This window comes from Nonomuraea solani, from assembly GCF_900108335.1.
Classification (GTDB): Bacteria; Actinomycetota; Actinomycetes; order Streptosporangiales; family Streptosporangiaceae; genus Nonomuraea; species Nonomuraea solani.
The window spans coordinates 633,430-654,692 of the sequence record NZ_FNVT01000004.1; the positions used below are offsets into that span (position 1 = coordinate 633,430).

Consider the following 21,263-nt stretch of genomic DNA (forward strand, 5'->3'; position numbering starts at 1 on the left):
GGTAGATGCCCGGCAAGGGTGTATCTAGGTGCAGTGACCCCGGCCGCCCCGATGGCGGACACTGTGGGCATGCTGCAGAGGTTCGGTCAGGTCCTGGTGCTGTTCGCGCTCATCCTCGTCCAGGTGCCCGCGATCATTCTGACGGTCGTCATGTTGTTGCTGTCCGTGGCGCTGGGCATGGTCTTCCTGTTCCCTCCTCAGACGATCATGGTCAGGGAGCTCGCCGAGCTCAACCGCCGGCTGGTACGCCAGTGGACCGGCATGGAGATCGACCCCCCGTACCTGCCGGCACCCCCGCCCCCGGTGCCGCAGGCGGACGGGATGTACCGCTCGGAGCGCACGCTCTACAAGTCGCCCTGGATCCCCGCCTGGAACAGCCGGTGGAAGTGGCTGATGAGCGATCCGGCGACCTGGCGCGACGAGGTCTGGCTGCTGTTCGACCCGGTCGTGAAGGTGGCGCTGATCCCGCTCTTCCTCCTGCTCCCGGCCCGGGGCCTGCGCGTGTACGCCCTGTGGTGCGACCTCCTGCTGGGCGCGACCGCCGCCAGCCGCCTGGCCGGTCAGGTGAGCCACCTGCGGCGCACCCGCAATTTGGCCGCCGACTCCCAGGCGGCCGAGATGCGCAGGATCGAGCGTGACCTGCACGACGGCACGCAGGCCAGGCTCGTGGCGATCGGCATGACGCTGGGCGCGGTCGAGCAGCTCGTCGACGACAATCCGAGCGCGGCCAAGGCGCTGCTGGCCAAGGCCAGGGACGCCTCCGCCGAGACGCTCACGGAGCTGCGCAGGGTCGTCCGCGGCATCCACCCTCCCGTGCTGGCGGAACGCGGTCTCGCCGACGCCGTACGCGCGCTGGCCATCGACAGCCCGCTGCAGGTCACCGTGGACGTCGAGCTGGCGCACCGGCCGGAGGCGCCGGTGGAGGCGGCGGTGTACTTCGCGGTCAGCGAACTGCTGTCCAACGCCGCCCGGCACGGCGAAGCCCGTACGGCGACGGTGGACGTCAGCACCAAAGGCCCCGACCTGCGCGTCACGGTCACCGACGACGGAATGGGCGGAGCCGACCCGGCCAAGGGCAGCGGCCTGATCGGCATCGAACGCCGGCTGGCCGCCTTCGACGGCGTGCTCGCCCTGCACAGCCCGCCCGGCGGCCCCACCACGGTCACGATGGACCTGCCCCGCGTGCTGCCCGACCACTGGGCCGGCAACCTGGTCAAGATGCCGCGCTGGAAGTCGGCCGTGGTCGTCCTCCTCTGGGCCACGGCCTGGTGCCCCACCTTTCCTCAGGGGGTCGTGGCGGCGATCTTCAAGATCTTCGGGATCGAGGAGAAGGCCTGGTTCCTGGCCCTGCACCTGCCGGAGGTCTGGCAGTGGCCGGTGATTTTCGGGATGATCACACTTGGTGTCATCATGCACATCCTGGCCATCCGCATCCCCGCCAACCATGACCGCGAACGCTGGCTGGTGGAGGCGACCCCGACCAAACCGTGGTGCCCGTGAATCGCGTACTCATCGCCGAAGACCTCTACCTGCTCAGAGACGGGCTCGTCCATCTCCTCCAGGCCCACGGCTTCGAGGTCGTGGGGGCCGTGGAGAGCGGGCCCGAGCTGCTGAAAGGGCTGCTGGAGCTGCGCCCCGACGTCTCGATCGTGGACGTGCGCCTGCCGCCCACGTTCACCGACGAGGGCCTTCAGGCGGCGCTCGCGGCCAGGAAACAGGTGCCAGGGCTGCCCATTCTCGTGCTGTCCCAGCACGTCGAGCAGCTCTACGCCCGTGAGCTGCTCGCCGACGGCTCGGGCGCGATCGGCTATCTGCTCAAGGACCGGGTCTTCAACGCCGAGCAGTTCATCGACGCCGTACGCCGGGTCGCCGCCGGCGGCACGGCCATGGACCCCGAGGTGATCGCCAAGCTGCTGGCCAGCAACGCCCGGCTCGAACCGCTGGCCGCGCTCACGCCCCGCGAGCGCGAGGTGCTGGAGGCGATGGCCGAGGGACGGTCGAACGCGGCCATCTCCCAGCGGCTCTATCTCAGCGAAAGTGCCGTGGCCAAACACACCGCCTCGATCTTCGCAAAGCTCGGCCTGGCACCGTCTGACGACGACAACCGCCGCGTGCTGGCCGTGCTCGCCTACCTCAACAGCCGCTGACCGCCGTTAGTTGTCGGTCACACCGGCTATTTTCATAGAGGCACGGCGCGACGAAGGGGTGGTAACAGGTGAAAATCCGGGTTAACCGCGATGTTCTGGCAGATGCGGTGGCGTGGGCTGCCCGAGTCCTGCCCAGCCGCCCCGTGGTGCCCGTCCTGTCCGGGCTGCTGCTGGAGGCGGGCGAAGAGCTGAGCCTGTCCGCGTTCGACTACGACGTCTCCGCGCGGGCCGAGGTCGACGCCGACGTGGCCGAGGAGGGCCGGGTGCTGATTCCCGGCCGGCTGCTGGCCGAGATCAGCCGCAGTCTGCCCGCCGAGGACGTGGAGATCGTCACCGAAGGCCCCGAGGCGGTGCTGACCTGCGGGAGTGCCGAGTTCGGGCTGATCACGATGCCGGTCGAAGACTTCCCGACCATGCCGACGATGCCGCAGAGCATCGGCGCGATCGGCGGCGGCGTGTTCGCCTCCGCCGTCGGGCAGGTCGCGCCGGCGGCCAGCCGCGACGACACGCTGCCCATGCTCACCGGCATCAGGGTCGACATCGAGGGCGAAACCGTGGCGATGGCGGCGACCGACCGCTACCGCATCGCCGCCCGCGACTTCACCTGGCGCCCGGTCAGCCCCGACGTGGCCGTCTCCGCGATGGTCCCGGCGCGGGTGCTGGTCGAGGTGGCCAAGTCGCTGCGCGGTGGCGAGGTGTCGGTCGCGATGGGCGACGGGGTGGCCGGGTTCGAGAGCGTGGGGCGCAGCACGACCGTGCGCCTGCTCGACGAGCAGTTCATCGACTACCGCGCCAGGCTCACCTCGGACTGGTCGATCAGGGCCGACGTGCCGGTGGCTTCGTTCGTCAACGCGATCAAGCGGGTGGCCCTGGTGGCCGAGCGCAACACCGCGATCCGGCTGTCGTTCAGCCAGGGGCAGGTGCTGATCCAGGCCGGCGGCGGCGACATCGGGCGCGGCACGGAGGTGGTGCCGTGCGAGCTGCGCGGCGACGACATCCAGATCGCCTTCCAGTCCCAGTTCCTGCTCGACGGGCTGGGCGGGATCGAGAGCGAGCTGGCCCGCATCAACCTGGAGTCACCGACCAGACCCGCCCTCATCCAAGACGTCCCCGGCGACGGCCAGCCCGCCTTCCGCTACCTGGTCATGTCCCTCCGCCAAAGCTAACGCCCCCCACCGGGCGAACCGGCCACATCGTCCGCCCTCCTCACGGGCGGGCGAACCGACAGCACGGCCTCTGCGCGCCGCTGCTCACGGGCAGGCGAACCCGGGGGCGCCGCCCCCGCTGGCCCCTCTCCTCGCGGCCGGGGAACCGGCGGCGCCGCCCCTCCTCTTCTCCAAAAGGACCGCACCGAAGTGCGGCGGGGCAGGACGAGAAGGGAAGTCGTGATGACGCGCGAGAATCAACGCCCGCTGTGGCGGTCGGCGACCAGCCTGAACACCCTCTTGAACTCCGCGTACGCCTCCTCGCCCACAGCCCGCGCATGCTCGGCCTCCATCCCGGCGAGGATGGCATCCGACTTGGCCATGTGATCAAGCCCCTTGTCCGTGGGCACGATCAGCTTGGCCCGCCGATCGGCCGGGTCCGGCTGCCGCCGCACGTACCCGAGCTCGACCAGCTCGTCCACCAGCGTCCCGATCACCTGCTTGTGCTGCCCTGACTGAGCGGCCAGATCGGTGGCCCTGCTGCCCTCCTCATCCAGGTACGCCAGCACGGCACCGTGCCGGGGCCGTACGTCGGGATGCCCCACCTCGCCCAGCCGCGTGAACAGCTCCCGCTGCAGGCCGAAAAGCGTCCGGCCGGCCAGGACACCGAGGTCGGGCTCCTCCTGCTTGCGCTGGCTCCTGCGCACGGCACACCCTCCATTAAGTCACTAATCTTGATAGTCACTAATTCATACTATATTGTCGTGCCATGACGACGACGGTGGAACTCACCCGGTTCCGGGTGTCGCCCGAGCGTGCCGGCGACCTGTTGGCGGCCCGGGCGGGAATGATCGCTGATTTCCAGGCCGGCCGGGCCGGATTCCTGGGCGCCAAGCTGGTCCGCGTGTCCGCCGACGAGTGGCTGGACATCGTGGAGTGGCGATCGAGCGGCGACTTCGCCGACTCACGCGCCAGAGGCGCCGATTCGCCCGGCATCCGGGCCTTCTTCGACCTGATCGACGAGCTTGTCTCCATGGAAGAGGGGACCCTCCGATGACCATCCTGATCACTGGAGCCACGGGCACCGTCTCCGGTGCTGTGCTGAAGTCGCTGGCCGGGACGGCCGACGTACGGGTTCTGGTGCGCGACGCGGCCAAGGCGCCCTCAGGGGTCGAGGTGGCGGTCGGCGACCTGGACGACCCCGCCACGCTCGGCCAGGCGTTCAAGGGCGTGGACACGCTGTGGCTGCTGACGGCGATGGGCCCGCAGGCCCCGCACGCGAGCATGAACGCCGTCTGGGCGGCGCGGCAGGCCGGAGTGGGCCATGTGGTGCGTATGTCGGCCATCGGCGCCGCACACGACGCTCCGACGCGCAACGGCCGCCTGCACGCCCTGTCCGACGTGGAGCCGGCGGCCTCGGGCCTCGGCTGGACCATCCTCCGCCCGGCCTTCTTCATGCGGAACCTTCTCGGCTCGGTCAACGGCGACACCCTGTACGGCGGGACGGGCGAGGGCCGAATCGGCATGATCGACGTGCGCGACATCGGCGACGTCGCCGCCGCGGTCCTGCGCGATCCCGCCCGGCACCAGGGATCCCGCCCGGCACCAGGGCAGCACCTACACTCTCACGGGCTCCGCCAGCATCTCACTGCGGGAGGCGGCGGGTGAGCTGGAGCAGGTGTACGGGACGCCGATCGCGTACGAGCCGGTGAGCCCCGACGACGCCTACCGCGCGATGCGGGAGGCGGGGCTGTCGGAGTGGATGGCCTCGGTCAACCGGGAGTATCTGACGGCGTACGCGGCGGGCTGGGGTGATTACACGACCACGGCCGTGGCGGACCTGCTGGGCCGCCCCGCCCGCTCGTTCGCCACCTTCGCCCGCGACCACGCCGCGAGCCTGCGCTCCTGAGAGGGTCAGGAGTCGGTGAGCGCGATGAGGATGTGCTCCATGCAGGCGTGCCCGGCCCGCTCCGCCGCCGCCGCGTCGCCGGCCGCGATGGCCCGCGCGATCGCGTCGTGGGGGATGTAGCTCTTGTTGAGCGAGGTCCCCGCGGCCGTGATGCTGGCCCGCAGCGCCGCCGAGAAGTCCTCGTACAGGTCGATCAGGACCAGGTTGTGGGTCGCGTGCGCGACGGCCATGTGGAAGGCCAGGTCGGCCTCGACGAAGAAGTCGGGGTCGTCCAGCTCCCACGCCCGGTCCCGCTCGGCCAGCGCGGCCTCGATGCGCCGGATGTCCTCGTCGTTGCGCCGGGTGGCGGCCAGCCGGGCGGACTCGACCTCGAGCGCACGGCGTACTTCGAGGATTTCGAGCTGCTCGGCCTGCCGCAACCGGCGCAGCATCGCGCCGGACAGCTCGCTCGTCGCGCGGACGTAAGTGCCGTCCCCCTGACGGCACTCGAGCAGCCCGGCGTGCGTGAGCGCGCGTACGGCCTCACGAACGGTGTTGCGTCCCACACCGAGCTGCTCGGCGAGCACGGTCTCGGTCGGGATCTTGCCGTTCATCGGCCACGACCCTGAGGTGATCTGCTCCTTGAGCTGATCGATCACCTGGTCGACGAGCGAAGCCCGCTGCGCCGTACGCAGACTCACAGTCCGCCTCCTCCGGGGAAACCAATCATCCTATGAGTCAATGACTGGTAGACCCTAATTATTCCAGACTCAAAACGCCAAATCTGGAGCTCCCGGAGGTTCAGCGAGTAACCGTGGCGTCTACCGTCACCCCCGCCATCGCGGAGCGAACCCCGGCAGCTTCGAGGGCCTTACGATATGCGGCCGTCTGCTGTGCCCTGGACTCGACCCTGCCGTAGAGATCGCCCAGCTCCCGCCAGCAGCGCGCCGCCTGCCGGTCGGAGCCGAACACCGGCCGGTCGAGCGTGTCGAGCAACTGGTGAGCGCTGCGCAGGTGCTCGGCGGCGTCCACGTCCTGGTCGAGCGCGACGGTGGCCAGCACGAGGTAGGCCTCGGCCGGAGTCGTGCCGGAACGGTCGTGTGACAGGCCCAGCGCCGACACGGCCAGCTCGCCCGCGCGCACCGGGTCGCCGGCCCGCAGCCGGACCCGCGCGTGGACGATGAGGCTCTCACCGTGCTCGCGCAGGGTGCCGGGGAACACCGCGAACGCCTTGGAGGCGGCCGTGATGAGCCTCTCGGCCTCGCCGATCGGTGCCGTGGGCAGCCGGGACCAGTGCATGGCGGCCCTGGCCAGCTGCAGCGACAGCCGGGCCGGGCGGCCCGCCATGATCGCGTCGTCGGCCAGCCGCACCGCCAGCGCGGAGTCCTCGCCCGCGGCAGCGGCGGCACTCGCGTGCCACAGGGCCTGGATCTCTCCGGAACGGTCCACAACTTCAGGAGAGTCGGTCATGTCCAGCACCCGCTTGACGTAGTCGAGCGCGGGTGAGTCGCTCTCGCGCTCACTGCGCGCCTCGACCAGCGCGGCGGCCAGGTCGACGGCGATCTCGCCCTGCGTGATGGACAGCCGGTCGGCTTGTGCCAAGGCCGTGGCGGCCAGGTCACGAGCCCGCAGGCGATCACCCGCCCGCTGGTAACAGCGGCTCAGTGCGATGGTGAGCGGAAGGTCGGCCAGCCGCTCGGGATGAGCCGCGGCCTCCCTGCGCAGGCGTTCGAACGCCTCCACGGCCTGGCCGAGCCGACCCTGGGCTTCGAGCGCACGCGCCCTGCCGAACCGCGCGTGCGCGGTCAGCATGGCGTTCTCCTCGTCGGCCGCCTTCACGATCTCCGTGAAGCGGTCGGCGGCTACGGACGGGTCTCCGTGCTGCAGTTCGAGCTCGGCGTGTCGCAGGCCGAGCTCGGTGTCGATGCGCTGCCGAGGCTCGATCCCGTGAAGGAGGAACTCGGTCGTGCACCCCAACCGCTCGGCCAGCAACCGGGCCACCACTGGAGTCGGCGTGCGCTTGCCCGACTCAATGAGCGAGACATAACTGTCAGACAGGTCGGGTCCGGCCAGTTGGGCCTGAGACATCCGCCTGTTCAGCCGCAATCCTCGGACGCGGTCACCGATGGTTCCCTGACTCGGCATCTCATCTCTCAAGGCGGGGAAGGGTCAACAACACGCAATGATTGCATGAAGTAGCCGAATCTGGTATCCCCGCGTGAAGAATTTGCCACGCGGAGATTAATCGTCGCTGTCGTCCTTGCTGGGGAAAAGCATCTGACAGACCTCGAGGTACAGGGTCTCCGGATACGGAATGTACTCCACGGTCGAGAGTGCCTGGTCCTGACCGGCCGACTCGAGGATGAACTCACCGTAACCGAGCATGCGCCCAAGGAGAGATCTTTGGAAGGACATGTCGGTGACCTTGCCCAAGGGCATCATCGCGACCTTGCGCGTGATGAGTCCCGTGGTGAGGAGCATTCGCTTGGAAGTCACCACAAAGTAATCAACTGACCACTCCGCGACTTTCCACACGAAACGGATCAGAAGCAGGAGCCACAGCCACCACACGACGACGAGCGCCGTCCCGCCCGCGTCGCCGCCGCCGAAGAACTTGCTGAGCAGACCGGCGATGATCAGGCCGCCGAGGACCTCGGCGACCGGACGCAGCAGGATGGCAGGGTGCCGCCGCACCATGATGACCTGTTGTTCGTGGGGGAGGAGGTAGCGGTTGACCGACGATGGAGCGGAGTCCCCGTGGGTCACAAGTCTCATGAGAGGCTGTTCACAAATTGAGCCAGAGAGTCGGCCGCGTTGAACACCGTGTCGAACGCTCCTCTCACCGCGTCCGCGGCGTCAGATGGTCGCGCGAACAGGTAGTACGCAACAAATGCGATACCACCGTATGTGAGGACCTTTTTGACCTGCACCGTCGCCTCCGTGCCACTTACCCACTCCACCCGTCGTATACATTACCCACCCGGATGCCCGGGTAAAGGTAAGTCGGCGGGTTAGTTTGGATCTTGGTTAGCCTCGCTCGCTGGCCACCAGAGCCAGCACGTGAAGGTGCTTACGCGCGATGCGCTCGACGAGGCTCGGATGGGCGTAGCCGGTGACCTCCAGCGCGCCGTAGTGCGCCGCTTCGACGCAACGCGTTACGGTGGTCGCGGAGTGTATGCCTGCGAACTCGTCGCACAGCACCGTCTCGACGTCCGCGTACGGAGTCGGGTCCGCCTCGGTGTGATCGCTCATCGTGCTCCCCCACGCGCATGCGGAAGTTGCCTTCCTATCTCTTCGTACCCACCCAACCACAGTATGTAACGAAGAGATGACTGCGCGTGACGGAACAGGGGCTTTTCAGATGTCCGCAGAAAAAGCGGATTTCAGACGACGCCGTACAGGCGGTCGCCGGCGTCGCCGAGGCCCGGCACGATGTAGCCGTTCTCGTTGAGCCGCTCGTCGAGCGCGGCCGTGACGACCCGGATCGGCTTGCCGGAGTTGGCGAACACCTTGTCCATGTGGGCCAGCCCCTCGGGGGCGGCCAGCAGGCACAGGGCCGTGACGTCAACGGCGCCCCGGTCGAAGAGGAACTGCACGGCCGCCGCCAGCGTGCCGCCGGTGGCGAGCATCGGGTCGACCACATAACACTGCCGCCCCGACAGGTCGTCGGGCAGCCGGGTGGCGTACGTCTCCGCCTGGAGCGTCGACTCGTTGCGGATCATGCCGAGGAACCCGACCTCCGCCGTGGGCAGCAACCTGGTCATGCCGTCGAGCATGCCGAGCCCGGCGCGCAGGATCGGCACCACCAAGGGGTAGGGCTTGGCGAGGCGGACGCCGTTGGCGGTGGAGACGGGCGACTCGACGGTCACCTCGGTGACGCGTACGTCGCGCGTGGCCTCGTACGCGAGCAGCGTCACCAGCTCGTCCGCGAGCCTGCGGAAAGTGGGCGAGTCGGTGCGGACATCGCGCAGCGTGGTGAGCTTGTGCGCCACGAGCGGATGATCGACGACGAGGGTCTCCATAAGGGACAACGCTATCTTGTGAGGAACGTACCGGCACCTCACGACCTTGGTTTTGATCACAATTTGGTCGGAGAGGCACACGGCCAGTGGCCGGTTCTGGAACGATTGGGTGCTGGTGATCGTGTCACAGGGTCGGGTGGGGATGGCGATGACAGACGAGGACGCTCTTGACTTCGCCATAGTGGTTTATCGAGAGGACGGCTGCTGGGACGCCGAGCTGCTGCCCGTAACGCTCACGTCCGATCTGCAGGGGCTCATCCACGCCCTGAAGCAGCAGCCGAGCGAGAGCGGCACGATCGGCCTGGTCGCCGTCGGCGACGAGTTCTTCGTGGCGCTGCGCGTCCTGGGCGACCGGGTCGACGTGTTCCTGTCCGACATCGCCGCCTCCTGGGACTTCCCGCTGGCCCGGCAGGTCCTCCACTATCTCGACGTCCCCGTACCCGATGAGGAGGAGCTCGACGAGATCCTCCAGGACGAGGAGACCGTGCTCCCGGCCGGAGATCTGTCGATCTTCGCTGATCTCGGGTTGGACGAGATGGAGCTGGGCATCCTCTCCGGCGACATCGATCTGCTACCCGAAGATGTGCTGTCCAGCATCGCCGCGCGGCTCGGCTTCTCCGAGCCGTTCGAGCGTGCCATCGAATCGGTCTTCGGCTGACCCCCCAGGAGCGCGGACATGGCGTCCAACACCTTCTCTGCGGCCTTTGTCCGAACCTCTGATGGCTGGAGCGGCGCCGAGGTGGACCTCGCGAACGCCGAGATCGTCGACGACCTCGGCGACGCCGTCATGGAGGCGCTGGGGCTCTCGGGTGACGAGCTGGCGCTGCTCTGCGTCGAGGTCGAGGACGAATGGTTCGCCATCGCCCGTTACCGGGGCGAGGAGGAGCCGCGGGTGTTCCTCTCCGACGCGCACGCGATCGTGACCAACAGCCTGGGCGAGCTGTTCGCCGAGTTCGCCGGTGTGGCGCCCGACAAGGAGAACAACGGTCTCGGCGTACGCCCGGCCGGCGACTTCGAGCTGCTCGGCGACCTGGGCGTCAGCTCCGAGGAGTTGCTGGAGCTGAGCATGGAGGAGGGCATGCTGCCCGCCGACATCCTGTCCGTGATCGCCGAGCGGCTGTCGTTCGCCGACGAGCTCGACCGGCTGAGGTGACCCGCTCACAGTGACTCGGTCGCGGTGACCCACGAGGACGCCATGCGCCTGGCTCTGGCGGAGGCCGCGGCGGCCGGCGCCAGGGGAGAGATCCCCGTGGGCGCGGTGGTGCTCGACCCGCTCGGCGAGGTCCTGTCCATGGCGGGCAACGACCGTGAGTCCGCCGCCGACCCGACCGCCCACGCCGAGGTGCTCGCGCTGCGCCGGGCCGCCGCGCTGCGCGGGCAGTGGCGGCTCGGCGGCTGCACGCTCGTGGTGACGCTGGAGCCCTGCACGATGTGCGCGGGCGCCGCCGTACTGGCCCGGGTGGACCGGATCGTCTACGGCGCCACGGATGAGAAGGGCGGGGCCGTGGGCTCGCTCTGGGACGTCGTACGCGACCGCAGGCTCAACCATCGGCCCGAGGTCGTCATGGGCGTGCTCGCCGAAGAGTGCGGTGAGGTCCTAAAGCGGTTCTTCGCTACTCGCAGGATCCGGTAAGCTCGTGCGCGGTGGTGTCGCCTAGTGGCCGAGGGCGCACGCCTCGAAAGCGTGTGATGGGGCAACTCATCCGTGGGTTCAAATCCCACCACCACCGCCAACGCCGAAGGGCCCCCGAGATCTCGGGGGCCCTTCGGCATGAGAAAAAGGGAGCCGCGATTCGCGACTCCCTTTTTCTCAGGTGGGCAGTTCCAGGACCCTGGCGTGCAGGATCGATCGTTGGTGCAGGGCCGCGCGCAGCGCGCGGTGCAGGCCGTCCTCCAGATAGAGCTCGCCCTCCCACTGCACGACATGCGGGAAAAGGTCTCCATAGAACGTGGAGTCGGCGGCGAGCAGTGAGTGCAGGTCCAGCATGGCCTTCGTAGTGATCAACGAGTCGAGCCGGACCTGCCGTGGAGGGATCTGCGCCCACTCGCGGTGCGTCAGACCGTGTTCGGGATAAGGGCGTCCGTCGCCGACAAGCTTAAAGATCACCCCCCTGATTTTAGGAGAGATTCTGATTCCTCGCGCTATCTGGCGAGATCAGCCCAGCTCAGCCGGTGCGCAATCGGCTTGCCTGCCGTTTTTGTAGCCGCGTTGGAAGGCGTTGACGCGTTGCTCCGAGCTGCCGTGCGTGAACGATTCAGGATCGATTCTGCCGGTGGTGCGTTGCTGGATTCTGTCATCGCCGACCGCGGCCGCGGCATCGAGGGCTTCGGAGATTTCCGTCTCGGTGAAGGGCTGGTCGTAAAAGCCGGTCTTGAACGCGTTCTGGGCCCAAACCCCGGCGTAGCAGTCGGCCTGGAGTTCGGTGCCGACCGAACTGCCCGACTCCAGGGCGCCTTCCAGGTTCTGTACGTGGTGGCCGTACTCGTGGGCGATCACGTACGCCTGCGCGAACGGGCCGCCCTTGGCGCCGAACTGGCTGTGGAGCTGGTCGAAGAAGCTCAGGTCCAGGTAGACGCGCTGGTCGGCGGGGCAGTAGAACGGGCCGACGGAGGAGTCGGCGCCACCGCAGGCGGTGCGGACGTTGCCGGTGTACAGGACGGTCTTGGCCACGCGATAAGTGGAAATTTCCTGCTTCCAGTGGTTCTGGATGCTGTTGACCACGCCGACCACCTGGCACTTCTCGGACTGGTCGGCATCCTTGCCCGTCTGGCACTGCTCCGAGAGCTTGGACGGGGGTTCCTGCTGGGCGGGCTCGGTGCCGCCGCCCACGTTGTTCAGGACGAACACCACCACCAGCACGATCAGGCTGACGATCCCGCCGCCGCCGACGACCATGCCCCCGGGGAAACCGCGTCCGCCGCCGCCCCCGCCGGCCTCCTCCACCTGCGAGCTGTCGAGCTCGACCTGGTCCTTGAAGTCCATGCTGACGTCCCTTCCGGATGCTGCCCGCAGGACAACTGCCCCAAAGAACGCCCGGCTACCGGTAAAGCGCGACCTTCAGATACCGGTGGAGAAGGTGTCGCATCGCTTGGGATCGCCGCTGTCGTACCCCACGCCGAACCACCGCTTGCGCTGCTCCGAGGTGCCGTGGGTGAACGCGTCGGGCGTCACCCGGCGCTGCGACCGCCGCTGGATGCTGTCGTCCCCGACCGCCGCGGCCGCGCTGAGCGCCTGGTCGATGTCGGTCTGGGAGAACGGTTCGTCGTAGAAGCCGGTCTTGACCGCGTTGTGGGCCCAAACCCCGGCGTAGCAGTCGGCCTGGAGCTCGAGGCGGACGGAGGGGCTGCCGGCTCCGGGGCGGTTGTCGCGGCCGAGCCTGTTCATGGTGCCGAGCAGGTTCTGTACGTGGTGGCCGTACTCGTGGGCGATCACGTACGCCTGCGCGAACGGCCCGCCCTCGGCCCCGAAGTCGCGCTGGAGCGTGTCGAAGAACGCCAGGTCCAGGTAGACCTTGCGATCGGCCGGGCAGTAGAACGGCCCGACGGCGGAGTCGGCCGTGCCGCAGCCGGTGCTGACCGCCTGGGAGAACAGCACGGTCTTGGCCGGCGTGTAGACCTTGCGCCCGCGCTCGGCGAACACCTGCCGCCAGTACGACTGGATGCTGTTGACCGTGCCGACGATGCGGCAGTCCTCCGACTGGTCGGCGTCGGCGCCGGTCTTGCAGCGCTCGGCCAGGCCACCGGTGGCGGTGGGCGGGGCGCTCGGCTGCTGTCCGCCGCCCTGCTGCCCGCCCTCCTCACCGCTGAACGGCGTGGGCACCAGCCCGAACAGGAACAGCCCGGCCACCGCCAGGACCAGCAGCAGGCAGCCGCCGCCCCGGCCGCCGATCGGCAGCATGCAGCCGCCCGGCATCCCGCCGCGGCGACCAGGTTGCGGGCCGGAGGCCCGGACGTCCTCGACCTGCGACGGGTCGAGCCGTGCGTCATCGTCGAACTGCATGTTCCCCCCGCAGCGGAACCTTCCCTGTGATGGGTCGATTACGCACAGCAATTTGCATATGCATGATTTTCAGGGATATGTCAGATAATGTGCCCATATGACAGGTGGCTTGATCGGGATCGCGCTGGTGTCCCTGGGCATGGTTCTGACGCCGGGGCCCAACATGATCTATCTGGTTTCACGCTCGATCACGCAGGGCCGCCGGTCCGGGCTGATCTCCCTGACGGGGGTCTTCCTGGGGTTCACCGTCTATCTGGCCGCTACCTGCCTGGGGCTGACGGCCGTGTTCGCCTACGTGCCGGCCGCGTACACGGGGCTCAAGCTGGCCGGGGCCGCGTACCTGCTCTGGCTGGCCTGGAACGCCGTCAAGCCCGGCGGCGCCTCCGCCTTCGAGCCGCGCGAGCTGCCCGAGGAGCGTCCCGGCAAGCTGTTCTCGATGGGCCTGCTGACCTGCCTGCTCAACCCCAAGATCGCGATCCTGTACCTGTCGCTGCTCCCGCAGTTCATCGACCCGTCGATGGGCCACGTGCTGCTGCAGAGCCTCGCACTCGGTTCCGTCCAGATCGCCGTTGGTACGCTGGTCAACGCCCTGATCGTGGTCACGGCGGGCAGTCTGGCGGCGTTCCTGGCCCGGCGCCCGATCTGGGTACGCGTCCAGCGCTACGTCACCGGCACGGTGCTCGGCGGGTTCGCGATCAGCATGGCGACCGACCGTTCCAAGGCCGTCGTCGCCTCCTGACCCCCATCACCGGTCGAACCACCGCGCGGACGAGGCCCGGCACAACTGCGCGAACGCCAGGGCGGCCAGCAGCACGCCCAGCACGTTGCCGAAGCTGACCCCGTTCACGACCCGCCAGATCCCCAGCAGGACGAGCAGCAGTTCGACGACCAGACCGCAGACGCGCACCCAGCCGCGCCGGGAGATGAGCCGCGCCGCCAGGAACCCGATCAGCACGATCGTCACCAGCGGCACGGCCAGCGCGAACAGCAAGGCACCCCGCACCGTCCCGACCGGCACGCTCCCCAGCAGAATGAGCAGCAGGAGCAGGCCGACCATCCCCAGGACCGCCTGGATCCACATGCAGACCCTGGCCACGTACACGGACGGGGGCATCGCCTCGCTGCCATAAGGCTCGGACATGCGAGCCTCCCATTCAGGGGGCGGCGATTGACGCGCCGAGCATAGGACCGCCTCGCATGGTCATGTACGGGAACGCCCGGCTCGTAGGGTTCTGGGCATGATCAGCTCAGTTTGCTTCACTCAGGCGGGACGGCCGGCCTTCGTCGTGAACGTCGAGGTCCTGCTGCGACGGAACGGCCGCTTTCTGCTCATCCGGCGGGGCGCCCAGGAGGCCCACGCTCCGGGGATGCTCGCCGGGGTCGGCGGAAAGGTCGAGGCCGACGGGACCGGGCTCGACGTCCTGGAGGAGACGGCGCGCCGGGAGGTGGCCGAGGAGATCGGCGTCGACCTGAGCGGAGTCGAGCTCGGCTACGTGGAGAGCGGCTTCTTCGTCACCGACGACGGCGATCCGGTGATCAATGTGGTGTTCCAGGGCGAGTTGCCGGCCTCCGCAGAACCGGTGGCCGTCTCGGCGGAGGAGGTGGCCGGTTTCGTCTGGCTCACTCCCGACGAGGCCGGCGCGGACTGCCCACCGTGGCTCTCGCGGAGCCTGCGCCGCGCGGACATCGGCACAAAGGAGGGGTGATGTGAATCGACACGATGCCTCCCGGCAGCGAACCACAGTCACCGGCATGCCACTCTCACGCCTGGACCTGGTCACCACCATCGACGTGCCCGGCCTGGTGGGTGCGTCTGCGAACACTTTCACAGTCGGTGGTGCGGAGGTCGCCATCGGCCCCACCGGCGCGGTGATCGTCACGGACGCCGTGGACGATCCGGCGGCCGGCGGAGTGTGGAGCAGCACCGAATTCAAGCTGATCGGGCCGATGCCGGGGATCCTGGCCGAACGGTTTCTGGGAGTGAAGGAAGACTTCGACTGGCTTTCCTGGGAGCGGCCACAGCGGCCCTGGCCGATCCATCTGTTCGTCCGGCTGGAGGGAGGGTCGCTCTATCTCGGTCCGGTCGATCGCGTGCAGAGCGAGCGGACGGATGATCCCGGTCCCCTCGTCCTCGGCAAGTGCGTCCTGCGCATCGACCCGCCGCTGAGCTTCGACGTGCTCGACCGAGTGCGCCCGCCAAGCCCTGTCACCGCCCTGCCAGGGCTGGAGTGGCTCGACCATGTCAACGGCGATCGTGCGACCGCGCTGCGGCTGTTCATCGAAAGCCGGTATCCGCTCTCCCACCCCGCCGCGCCACCCGCGACGCCTTCGGTCCCCGTCTGGTCCCTCGACCCCTCCGAGGACGATCCGACCGTGTGGACGATCGTGGATGACGAACACCGCCACGCCGAACGTGAACGCCTCAGCGGCTTCCTGCTCCAGTTCTCGTTGCACGAGGCCATGATCAACGCTCCCTACCAGGCGTGGAGCCGTACGCTGCCGACACCGATCGTCGACGAGCTGACCGGCACGCTGCGCCGGGTGCCGCTCAAGACCTGGAGGTACGGGTCTTTCTACGTGGCGCCCGGTCTCATCGCCTGCGTCACCGGCGACGAGGAGGAAGAGGAGTGCCGGGTCTGGTTCGGCGCGACACACCGAAGCCTGTTACGTCCGCTCCGTGGCATCGAGTGGTTTCTCTTCGATGGCTGACCAAAGCGAGAAGGGGTGTGCCGTGATCACGGCACACCCCTTCTGAGCTGGCGGAGGATGGGGGATTTGAACCCCCGAAAGGTTGCCCTTTACACGCTTTCCAAGCGTGCGCCCTCGGCCACTAGGCGAATCCTCCGTCGTCGAGCTTACCGGACTTCGGGAGGTGTGCCGACCATGTTTTGCCGAGCCGCTTGAGGGTGACGCGAGCACTGCGGCATGTGGCTAGACTGTGTTGGGACCCCTCGCGCGGCGTCATCCTGTGAACCTCCCCAGGGCCGGAAGGCAGCAAGGATAAGCGGGCTCTGGCGGGTGTGCGGGGGGTCTCTTCGTTGAGAGCCCCCTCGCAGGCGGGATGGTCGCATGAGCCTTGCGCTTTACCGCAAGTACCGGCCCGGGACCTTCGCCGAGGTCAAGGGACAGGAACACGTCACCGACCCCCTGCGGCAGGCGTTGCGTACAAAACGCATCAACCACGCTTATCTGTTCAGCGGCCCTCGCGGATGTGGCAAGACCTCCAGCGCCCGCATTCTGGCGCGCTCTCTCAACTGTGAGCAGGGCCCGACGCCCGACCCCTGTGGCGTCTGCGAGTCCTGTGTCGCGCTCGCCCCCACCGGCCCCGGCCACCTCGACGTCATCGAGATCGACGCCGCCTCGCACGGTGGTGTCGACGACGCGCGTGACCTGCGCGAGCGGGCCTTCTTCGCCCCCGTCTCCGCGCGCTACAAGATCTACATCATCGACGAGGCGCACATGGTGACCCGCGAGGGTTTCAACGCGCTGCTCAAGCTCGTCGAGGAGCCCCCGCCGCACCTGAAGTTCATCTTCGCGACGACCGAGCCGGAAAAGGTCATCGGCACCATCAAGTCGCGTACGCACCACTACCCGTTCCGGCTGATGCCGCCCGCGACGCTGAAGGCGCTGCTGGAGGAGATCCTCACTTCAGAGGACGTGCCCTTCGAGCCCAACGCGCTGCCCCTGGTGGTGCGGGCCGGCGCCGGGTCCGCGCGTGACTCGCTGTCCATCCTCGACCAGCTCCTCGCCGGGGCGGAGGAAGACGGCATCACCTACGCCAAGGCCGTCTCCCTGCTCGGTTACACCGACGGTGACCTGCTCGACGAGGTCGTCAACGCGTTCGCGGCCCGTGACGGCGGGCTGGTGTTCCACACGGTCAACCGGGTGATCGAGGGCGGCCACGACCCCCGCCGCTTCGCCTCCGACCTGCTCGAACGCTTCCGCGACCTGGTGATCCTGGCCAACGTCCCCGAGGCTGCCTCCAGTGGCCTGCTCGACCGCCCGGCCGACGAGCTGGAGCGCCTGGTTCAGCAGGCGGCCTCCATGGGGCCCGCCGAGCTCACCCGCGCCGCCGAGCTCTTCAACGCCGGCCTCACCGAGATGCGCGGGGCCACCGCGCCGCGCCTGCTGCTGGAACTGATGTGCGCCCGCGTGCTGCTTCCTGGCGCCGCCCAGGGCGAGGAGGCCCTGCTCGCCCGCCTGGAACGTTTGGAGCGCGGCGGCGCCGTCGCCCAAATGGCCGCCCGCACCTCGGCCCCGGCGCCTGCCCACACCCAGCCCGCCCATGGCACTCCCGCTCAGCCCGCTCACGGTCATGCCGGTCCGGGCGTGGACCAAGGCGCTCATGGCATGCCCGGCCAGGCGCCGGCGGCCCATGGGGCGGCTGGTCAGCAGGGGCAACCTGGTTCGGCTGGTCAGTCCGGTGCGCAGGTCGGTGCTGCGGCGCAATCCGGTACGGCCTCGGGGGCTGATGACTGGCCTGAGACGACGCGGCCTGGTTCGGCGGCTGGATCCGCCCCCTCAGCGGGCGCGGCTTCTGGCGGTGGGCATGCGCCGGCGGCTGGTGGAGCTGCTGCGCCAAGCGGAGCCCATGCCCCCAGCGGTGGGGCCGCTGCGCCAGGTTCTTCGGCTGGTGGGGCGGGTGCTGTTCACACGCAGTGGAACGCCGTGCTGGCCGCGCTCAAGCAGCGCAGCATCGTCGTATGGGCCAACGTGAGCACCAACGCTCAGCTGGTCGGCGTCGAGGGCAACCTGGTCACGCTCGGGTTCAGCCAGGTCGGCGCCATGAAGAACTTCACCGGCGGTGGCAAGGACGCCGTGGTGGCCAGTGCGCTGGGCGATGTGCTCGGTGGCAATTGGCGGGTCGAGGCGGTCGTCGGCGGCTCTCCGGCGCCGAACCCCTCCCGTGGCCCAGCCCGTCCGCCCGCGCCCGCCCCCGCGCCGGCCGGCCAGGCGCCGGCCGGTCCTCAGGGCGGGGCGGGGCAGCACACCGCAGGTCCGCAAGGGCGTACGGCCTCACACGGCGGCTCCCAGGACGACCAGGGCGGCGGCCAGGAACCGCCTGGACAGCCACCGGCCGGTCCATCGGCCCCGTCTCCCGGTCATCAAGCCGCGCCATCGGGTGGGCACCAGGCCACGTCATCCGCCGGTCCTCAGGGCGCCTCATCCGCCGGCCATCAGGCCTCCTCGGCTCCTGGGCGTCAGACGACGGACGAGTCCTGGCCCGACGCTCCTGACGACCACAGCCCCGGCTCGCCGCCGTCCCCTGATCCCATGAGGACCGTGGCGGCCGCCCAGCCCGCCGCCGCGCCCTCGGCGGCCATGGGTTCGGGCATGGCCGCCGCCAAGTCCGCGGCGCAGGCGGCCGCCCAGGCGGGCCCGCGTGCCCCGGCGGCCCGCAACGGCAACGCGGCCGCGGCCTGGCCGGACGCGATCCCGAGCCGCACGAAGACCGCCGTGGTCGACGACGTGGACCCACTGAACGACGCCGACGCAGACGACGTGGACGCGATCTCCGGCATGGCACTCCTGGAACGGGAACTGGGCGCCCGCGTGATCGGCGAAATCGACCACGCCTGACGAGGTTGCCGTAGGGCGCCAGCCACCGCCGGGTGCTGGGGCACCGCGGGTGCTTCGGCATCGCCGGGCTGGCCGTGCCGTCGGGTTGAGCGATGCCGTCATTCGGCCAGGTGGAACCACTCGGCCGGGCAACAGAGCGACGTCACGGTCCCGACCCAGGAAGCTGAGAAGCGCCCAGTACTACGGCATCGTCCCATGATCCCGCCGGAGCCTGTCAGCATGTCCTGATGAACGAATCTAGATGCGATTTGCTGCGCTGGCAGTTCGACTTCACCTGGTCGTTGTTCGACTACCACCTGGAACGCCTGCAACCCGCGGACTTCCTGTGGGAACCCGCCACACTTTGCTGGACCGTGCGCCCCGACGCCACGGGAACATGGGTGCCCGACTGGGCGGAGACCGAGCCCGATCCGGTCCCGGTTCCCACCATCGGCTGGTTGAGCTGGCATATCGGCTGGTGGTGGAGCGTGACCATCGATCACGCCCAGGGACGCGAGCCCCGGGACAGGACCGAGGTCACCTGGCCGGGAGATGGAGCGAGCGCCGTCGAGTGGTTGCGTGACCTCCGCAGCACGTGGCTGACCGTGCTGGACGGCCTCACCGACGCCGACCTGGACGCCCCGGCGCCCCCCTTCCCCTGGCCAAAGGACTCCGAGCACACCGTCGCCCACGTGGTCGCCTGGGTCAACTCCGAGCTGATGAAGAACGTCACCGAAATAGGCCAGCTCCGCATGCTGCGAGCCGCGTCCTCGGAATGAGCTCAGCTCAAGATCGGTGTGGCACGTACGCGCCAGAAGTGCCCTCCCCGGCACCGCCGTAAAAGCCAACCGCCGTAAAAGCTAAGCGAGCCGGGAACGGGCGGCGGCCGAGCGGCGGTCGGTGGGAGGAAGGGCGGCGAGGCGCTCCAGCACCTCGTAGTCGTCGCGGCCGCTGCTCGTCTGCGCGTACGTCCACAGATCCTCCGGCGACCCCCGCCGCAGCAGACAAGCCCGCACCTGGGCCTCCAGCTCGTCACGTTCGCGACGGATCTCCGGCGACTCCGAGCGCAGCAGCAGCGGCCCCGGGTAAGCCCGTACCAGCGCCACCGGGTCGTTGGCGGCGAGGAGGGTGCGTACCCGCAGGAAGTCCGCCGAGATGGGGCAGACCAGCCGGTACGGCTTGGCCGCGATCGCGTCCCCGAGCTGGGCCCGCAGCCGGTGGATCTCGGCCCGGATGGTCACCGGGTTGCCGTCGTCCCCGTACAGGTGGAACGAGAGCTGTTCGGCCGTCAGGCCGTGCGGGTGCAGGGCCAGCAGGGCGAGGATCTCCGCGTGCCGCAGCGACAGCGGCCGGTCGTGGTCGCCGAACGTGGCCGACGGCGGGCTCTCCCCGAGGAACGACAGCGACAGGGCCGGGGGCTCGGCCGCCGGTGAGGGCCGCAGGAGGAAGCCGTCGGCGAAGGGTTCGAGCAGGGCACTGGTGCCGTCGCGCAGGATGAGGCGCTGGCCGGAGAAGTGAGCGTGCTCGCCCAGATGGACGCGCGGCCCCAGGCCCCCCGACGGGTCGCCCGAGATGACGCGGCCGGTGGACGACAGCAGGATGCCGGGACGGCCGCGCAGGGACTCGTGCCGTCGCCTGAGGCGCTGGTCGCGTTCGTGCATGCGCAGGGCGAGCTGCGTCTCGGCCAGCTTGGCCGTGGCGGAGACCAGGGCGACGGTGGCGGGGTGCAGGCTACGGGCGGTGCCGCTCACGTCGACGCAGCCGATGACGCGCCCCGAGTCGGGGTCGGTGATCGGGGCGGCGCTGCACGACCAGATGTGCAGCACCCGCATGAGGTGCTCCTCCGAATAGACGTGCACGGGCCGGCCCGTCGCGAGCGCGGTGCCGATGCCGTTGGTGCCGACGCTCTCTTCGCTCCACTGGTGCCCGGCGGCCAGGCCGACCTGATCGGCGCGGCGCATGACCGAATGGTTGCCTTCGCGCCAGAGGACACGTCCGTCACCGTCTGTCACGATCATGACGTGTCCGGTGTCGCAGGCCAGCCCGGAGAGCGTCTCGGCGAGCAGGGGCAGCAGCGGCAGCAGGGGATGGGTCTTGCGGATGTCCCTGATGCGGGAGAGATCGTAGACGAGTGGGGCACTCTTGCCTTCCGGGTCGATACCGGCGCTCAGGGACCGGTGCCAGGAGGCTTTGATCAGATGGCGGGGGGAATCCGGCCAGGCCCGGCCGGAAGCCGCGGCTTCGTGCGCTCCGCGTAGAAGGCGGGAGTACGCGTCGAGATGGGCGTAACTCATCGGTCACTCCAAGTAGTCATTTAGAGCATCCGTCTTGCGCGCGCTCGGCGCAACCCGTTCAGGGGGATTGCAGAGGGTGATTGAATGAACGCAACGTGTGTGCAACGTTCCGCGTTCTAGCTTCTTGCTCAGCGCGTCGGCGTGGTGCGGCCGCTCCGCCGACGTGGTGGCCGGGTCTCGGACGCTGGAGGGGGGCCGAGACCCGGCC

The 21,263-nt window shown here is 69.0% G+C and carries 25 protein-coding genes, 2 tRNA genes and 1 other RNA gene; 16 read left to right on the forward strand and 12 right to left on the reverse strand.

Annotation, left to right across the window (positions count from 1 at the left end):
- Window positions 1-69: 69 nt before the first annotated feature.
- From C4V41_RS18630 to dnaN, 3 genes are all read left to right on the forward strand, one after another.
- Window positions 70-1,500 (forward strand): sensor histidine kinase, encoded by a 1,431-nt coding sequence (locus C4V41_RS18630; protein ID WP_103957356.1) that lies wholly within the window; start codon window positions 70-72, stop codon window positions 1,498-1,500.
- Window positions 1,497-2,147, forward strand: a complete 651-nt coding sequence (locus C4V41_RS18635; RefSeq protein ID WP_200824062.1) for a response regulator transcription factor — start codon at window positions 1,497-1,499, stop codon at window positions 2,145-2,147. The genes C4V41_RS18630 and C4V41_RS18635 overlap by 4 nt, the downstream gene beginning before the upstream one ends.
- A gap of 68 nt (window positions 2,148-2,215) precedes the next feature.
- Entirely contained in the window at window positions 2,216-3,313 is a 1,098-nt protein-coding gene (dnaN, locus tag C4V41_RS18640; RefSeq protein WP_103957134.1) for a DNA polymerase III subunit beta, read from the forward strand.
- A 236-nt stretch (window positions 3,314-3,549) separates the two neighbouring features.
- Here dnaN and C4V41_RS18645 read toward each other — a convergent pair whose 3' ends face one another.
- Window positions 3,550-3,999 (reverse strand): MarR family winged helix-turn-helix transcriptional regulator, encoded by a 450-nt coding sequence (locus tag C4V41_RS18645; RefSeq protein ID WP_103957135.1) that lies wholly within the window; start codon window positions 3,997-3,999, stop codon window positions 3,550-3,552.
- Between the two features lie 62 nt (window positions 4,000-4,061).
- Between C4V41_RS18645 and C4V41_RS18650 the strand changes: the two genes are divergently transcribed.
- The 3 genes from C4V41_RS18650 to C4V41_RS64255 are packed head-to-tail and all read left to right on the forward strand — an operon-like array spanning window position 4,062 to window position 5,201.
- Entirely contained in the window at window positions 4,062-4,349 is a 288-nt protein-coding gene (locus tag C4V41_RS18650) for an antibiotic biosynthesis monooxygenase (RefSeq protein ID WP_103957136.1), read from the forward strand.
- On the forward strand, window positions 4,346-4,960 hold the full coding sequence (locus C4V41_RS18655; protein WP_235030214.1) for an NAD(P)H-binding protein: 615 nt from the start codon (window positions 4,346-4,348) through the stop codon (window positions 4,958-4,960). The genes C4V41_RS18650 and C4V41_RS18655 overlap by 4 nt, the downstream gene beginning before the upstream one ends.
- Before the next feature lie 10 nt (window positions 4,961-4,970).
- Window positions 4,971-5,201, forward strand: coding sequence for a Rossmann-fold NAD(P)-binding domain-containing protein (locus tag C4V41_RS64255; protein ID WP_235030215.1), 231 nt, complete (start codon window positions 4,971-4,973; stop codon window positions 5,199-5,201).
- A 5-nt stretch (window positions 5,202-5,206) separates the two neighbouring features.
- Here the strand turns inward: C4V41_RS64255 and C4V41_RS18660 are convergent, their stop codons facing one another.
- The 5 genes from C4V41_RS18660 to upp all read right to left on the reverse strand — a co-directional run bounded on the left by C4V41_RS18660 (window position 5,207) and on the right by upp (window position 9,202).
- A complete protein-coding gene (locus C4V41_RS18660; RefSeq protein WP_103957137.1) occupies window positions 5,207-5,881 on the reverse strand; it encodes a FadR/GntR family transcriptional regulator in 675 nt (224 codons plus the stop codon).
- A gap of 100 nt (window positions 5,882-5,981) precedes the next feature.
- Complete coding sequence (locus C4V41_RS18665; RefSeq protein WP_103957138.1) at window positions 5,982-7,325, reverse strand: helix-turn-helix domain-containing protein; 1,344 nt, start codon at window positions 7,323-7,325, stop codon at window positions 5,982-5,984.
- Window positions 7,326-7,421: 96 nt separating this feature from the next.
- Window positions 7,422-7,955 carry a PH domain-containing protein gene (locus C4V41_RS18670; protein WP_103957139.1) on the reverse strand — a complete coding sequence of 178 codons (534 nt, stop codon included), beginning with the start codon at window positions 7,953-7,955 and terminating at the stop codon, window positions 7,422-7,424.
- A gap of 252 nt (window positions 7,956-8,207) precedes the next feature.
- The gene (locus C4V41_RS18680) at window positions 8,208-8,432 is read right to left on the reverse strand and encodes a hypothetical protein (protein WP_103957141.1); all 225 of its coding nucleotides are present in this window, start codon (window positions 8,430-8,432) and stop codon (window positions 8,208-8,210) included.
- A 131-nt stretch (window positions 8,433-8,563) separates the two neighbouring features.
- Window positions 8,564-9,202 carry a uracil phosphoribosyltransferase gene (gene upp / locus C4V41_RS18685; protein ID WP_103957142.1) on the reverse strand — a complete coding sequence of 213 codons (639 nt, stop codon included), beginning with the start codon at window positions 9,200-9,202 and terminating at the stop codon, window positions 8,564-8,566.
- 142 nt (window positions 9,203-9,344) lie between these two features.
- On the opposite strand from upp, the gene C4V41_RS18690 reads away from it, so the two are divergent.
- The 4 genes from C4V41_RS18690 to C4V41_RS18705 all read left to right on the forward strand — a co-directional run bounded on the left by C4V41_RS18690 (window position 9,345) and on the right by C4V41_RS18705 (window position 10,935).
- On the forward strand, window positions 9,345-9,860 hold the full coding sequence (locus C4V41_RS18690; protein ID WP_407670005.1) for a tRNA adenosine deaminase-associated protein: 516 nt from the start codon (window positions 9,345-9,347) through the stop codon (window positions 9,858-9,860).
- 18 nt (window positions 9,861-9,878) lie between these two features.
- Window positions 9,879-10,355 (forward strand): tRNA adenosine deaminase-associated protein, encoded by a 477-nt coding sequence (locus C4V41_RS18695; RefSeq protein WP_103957143.1) that lies wholly within the window; start codon window positions 9,879-9,881, stop codon window positions 10,353-10,355.
- Window positions 10,356-10,379: 24 nt separating this feature from the next.
- A complete protein-coding gene (tadA, locus tag C4V41_RS18700) occupies window positions 10,380-10,835 on the forward strand; it encodes a tRNA adenosine(34) deaminase TadA (RefSeq protein WP_268808618.1) in 456 nt (151 codons plus the stop codon).
- A gap of 10 nt (window positions 10,836-10,845) precedes the next feature.
- A tRNA-Ser gene (locus tag C4V41_RS18705) sits at window positions 10,846-10,935 on the forward strand.
- Between the two features lie 77 nt (window positions 10,936-11,012).
- Here the strand turns inward: C4V41_RS18705 and C4V41_RS18710 are convergent.
- From C4V41_RS18710 to ypfJ (C4V41_RS18720), 3 genes are all read right to left on the reverse strand, one after another.
- A complete protein-coding gene (locus tag C4V41_RS18710; protein ID WP_103957144.1) occupies window positions 11,013-11,309 on the reverse strand; it encodes a type II toxin-antitoxin system VapB family antitoxin in 297 nt (98 codons plus the stop codon).
- A gap of 48 nt (window positions 11,310-11,357) precedes the next feature.
- Window positions 11,358-12,185: a KPN_02809 family neutral zinc metallopeptidase gene (ypfJ, locus tag C4V41_RS18715; protein WP_103957145.1), complete on the reverse strand. Its 828-nt coding sequence runs from the start codon at window positions 12,183-12,185 to the stop codon at window positions 11,358-11,360.
- Between the two features lie 75 nt (window positions 12,186-12,260).
- Complete coding sequence (gene ypfJ / locus C4V41_RS18720; protein ID WP_103957146.1) at window positions 12,261-13,202, reverse strand: KPN_02809 family neutral zinc metallopeptidase; 942 nt, start codon at window positions 13,200-13,202, stop codon at window positions 12,261-12,263.
- Window positions 13,203-13,299: 97 nt separating this feature from the next.
- Between ypfJ (C4V41_RS18720) and C4V41_RS18725 the strand changes: the two genes are divergently transcribed.
- Window positions 13,300-13,941, forward strand: coding sequence for a LysE family translocator (locus C4V41_RS18725; protein WP_103957147.1), 642 nt, complete (start codon window positions 13,300-13,302; stop codon window positions 13,939-13,941).
- Window positions 13,942-13,947: 6 nt separating this feature from the next.
- Here the strand turns inward: C4V41_RS18725 and C4V41_RS18730 are convergent, their stop codons facing one another.
- Window positions 13,948-14,343, reverse strand: coding sequence for a hypothetical protein (locus C4V41_RS18730; RefSeq protein WP_103957148.1), 396 nt, complete (start codon window positions 14,341-14,343; stop codon window positions 13,948-13,950).
- 97 nt (window positions 14,344-14,440) lie between these two features.
- Here C4V41_RS18730 and C4V41_RS18735 point away from each other — a divergent pair, with 97 nt between their 5' ends.
- Entirely contained in the window at window positions 14,441-14,908 is a 468-nt protein-coding gene (locus tag C4V41_RS18735; protein ID WP_103957149.1) for an NUDIX hydrolase, read from the forward strand.
- A gap of 46 nt (window positions 14,909-14,954) precedes the next feature.
- A complete protein-coding gene (locus C4V41_RS18740) occupies window positions 14,955-15,911 on the forward strand; it encodes a hypothetical protein (RefSeq protein WP_103957150.1) in 957 nt (318 codons plus the stop codon).
- Window positions 15,912-15,959: 48 nt separating this feature from the next.
- Here C4V41_RS18740 and C4V41_RS18745 read toward each other — a convergent pair.
- Window positions 15,960-16,047, reverse strand: a tRNA-Ser gene (locus tag C4V41_RS18745).
- 97 nt (window positions 16,048-16,144) lie between these two features.
- Here C4V41_RS18745 and ffs point away from each other — a divergent pair.
- From ffs to C4V41_RS18760, 3 genes are all read left to right on the forward strand, one after another.
- Window positions 16,145-16,240, forward strand: an RNA gene (gene ffs / locus C4V41_RS18750) — signal recognition particle sRNA small type.
- Between the two features lie 31 nt (window positions 16,241-16,271).
- Window positions 16,272-18,782 carry a DNA polymerase III subunit gamma and tau gene (locus tag C4V41_RS18755; RefSeq protein WP_103957151.1) on the forward strand — a complete coding sequence of 837 codons (2,511 nt, stop codon included), beginning with the start codon at window positions 16,272-16,274 and terminating at the stop codon, window positions 18,780-18,782.
- A 227-nt stretch (window positions 18,783-19,009) separates the two neighbouring features.
- On the forward strand, window positions 19,010-19,540 hold the full coding sequence (locus tag C4V41_RS18760) for a DinB family protein (RefSeq protein ID WP_103957152.1): 531 nt from the start codon (window positions 19,010-19,012) through the stop codon (window positions 19,538-19,540).
- 81 nt (window positions 19,541-19,621) lie between these two features.
- On the opposite strand, the gene C4V41_RS18765 is transcribed toward C4V41_RS18760, so the two are convergent.
- On the reverse strand, window positions 19,622-21,055 hold the full coding sequence (locus C4V41_RS18765; protein WP_103957153.1) for a helix-turn-helix domain-containing protein: 1,434 nt from the start codon (window positions 21,053-21,055) through the stop codon (window positions 19,622-19,624).
- Window positions 21,056-21,263 lie beyond the last annotated feature (208 nt).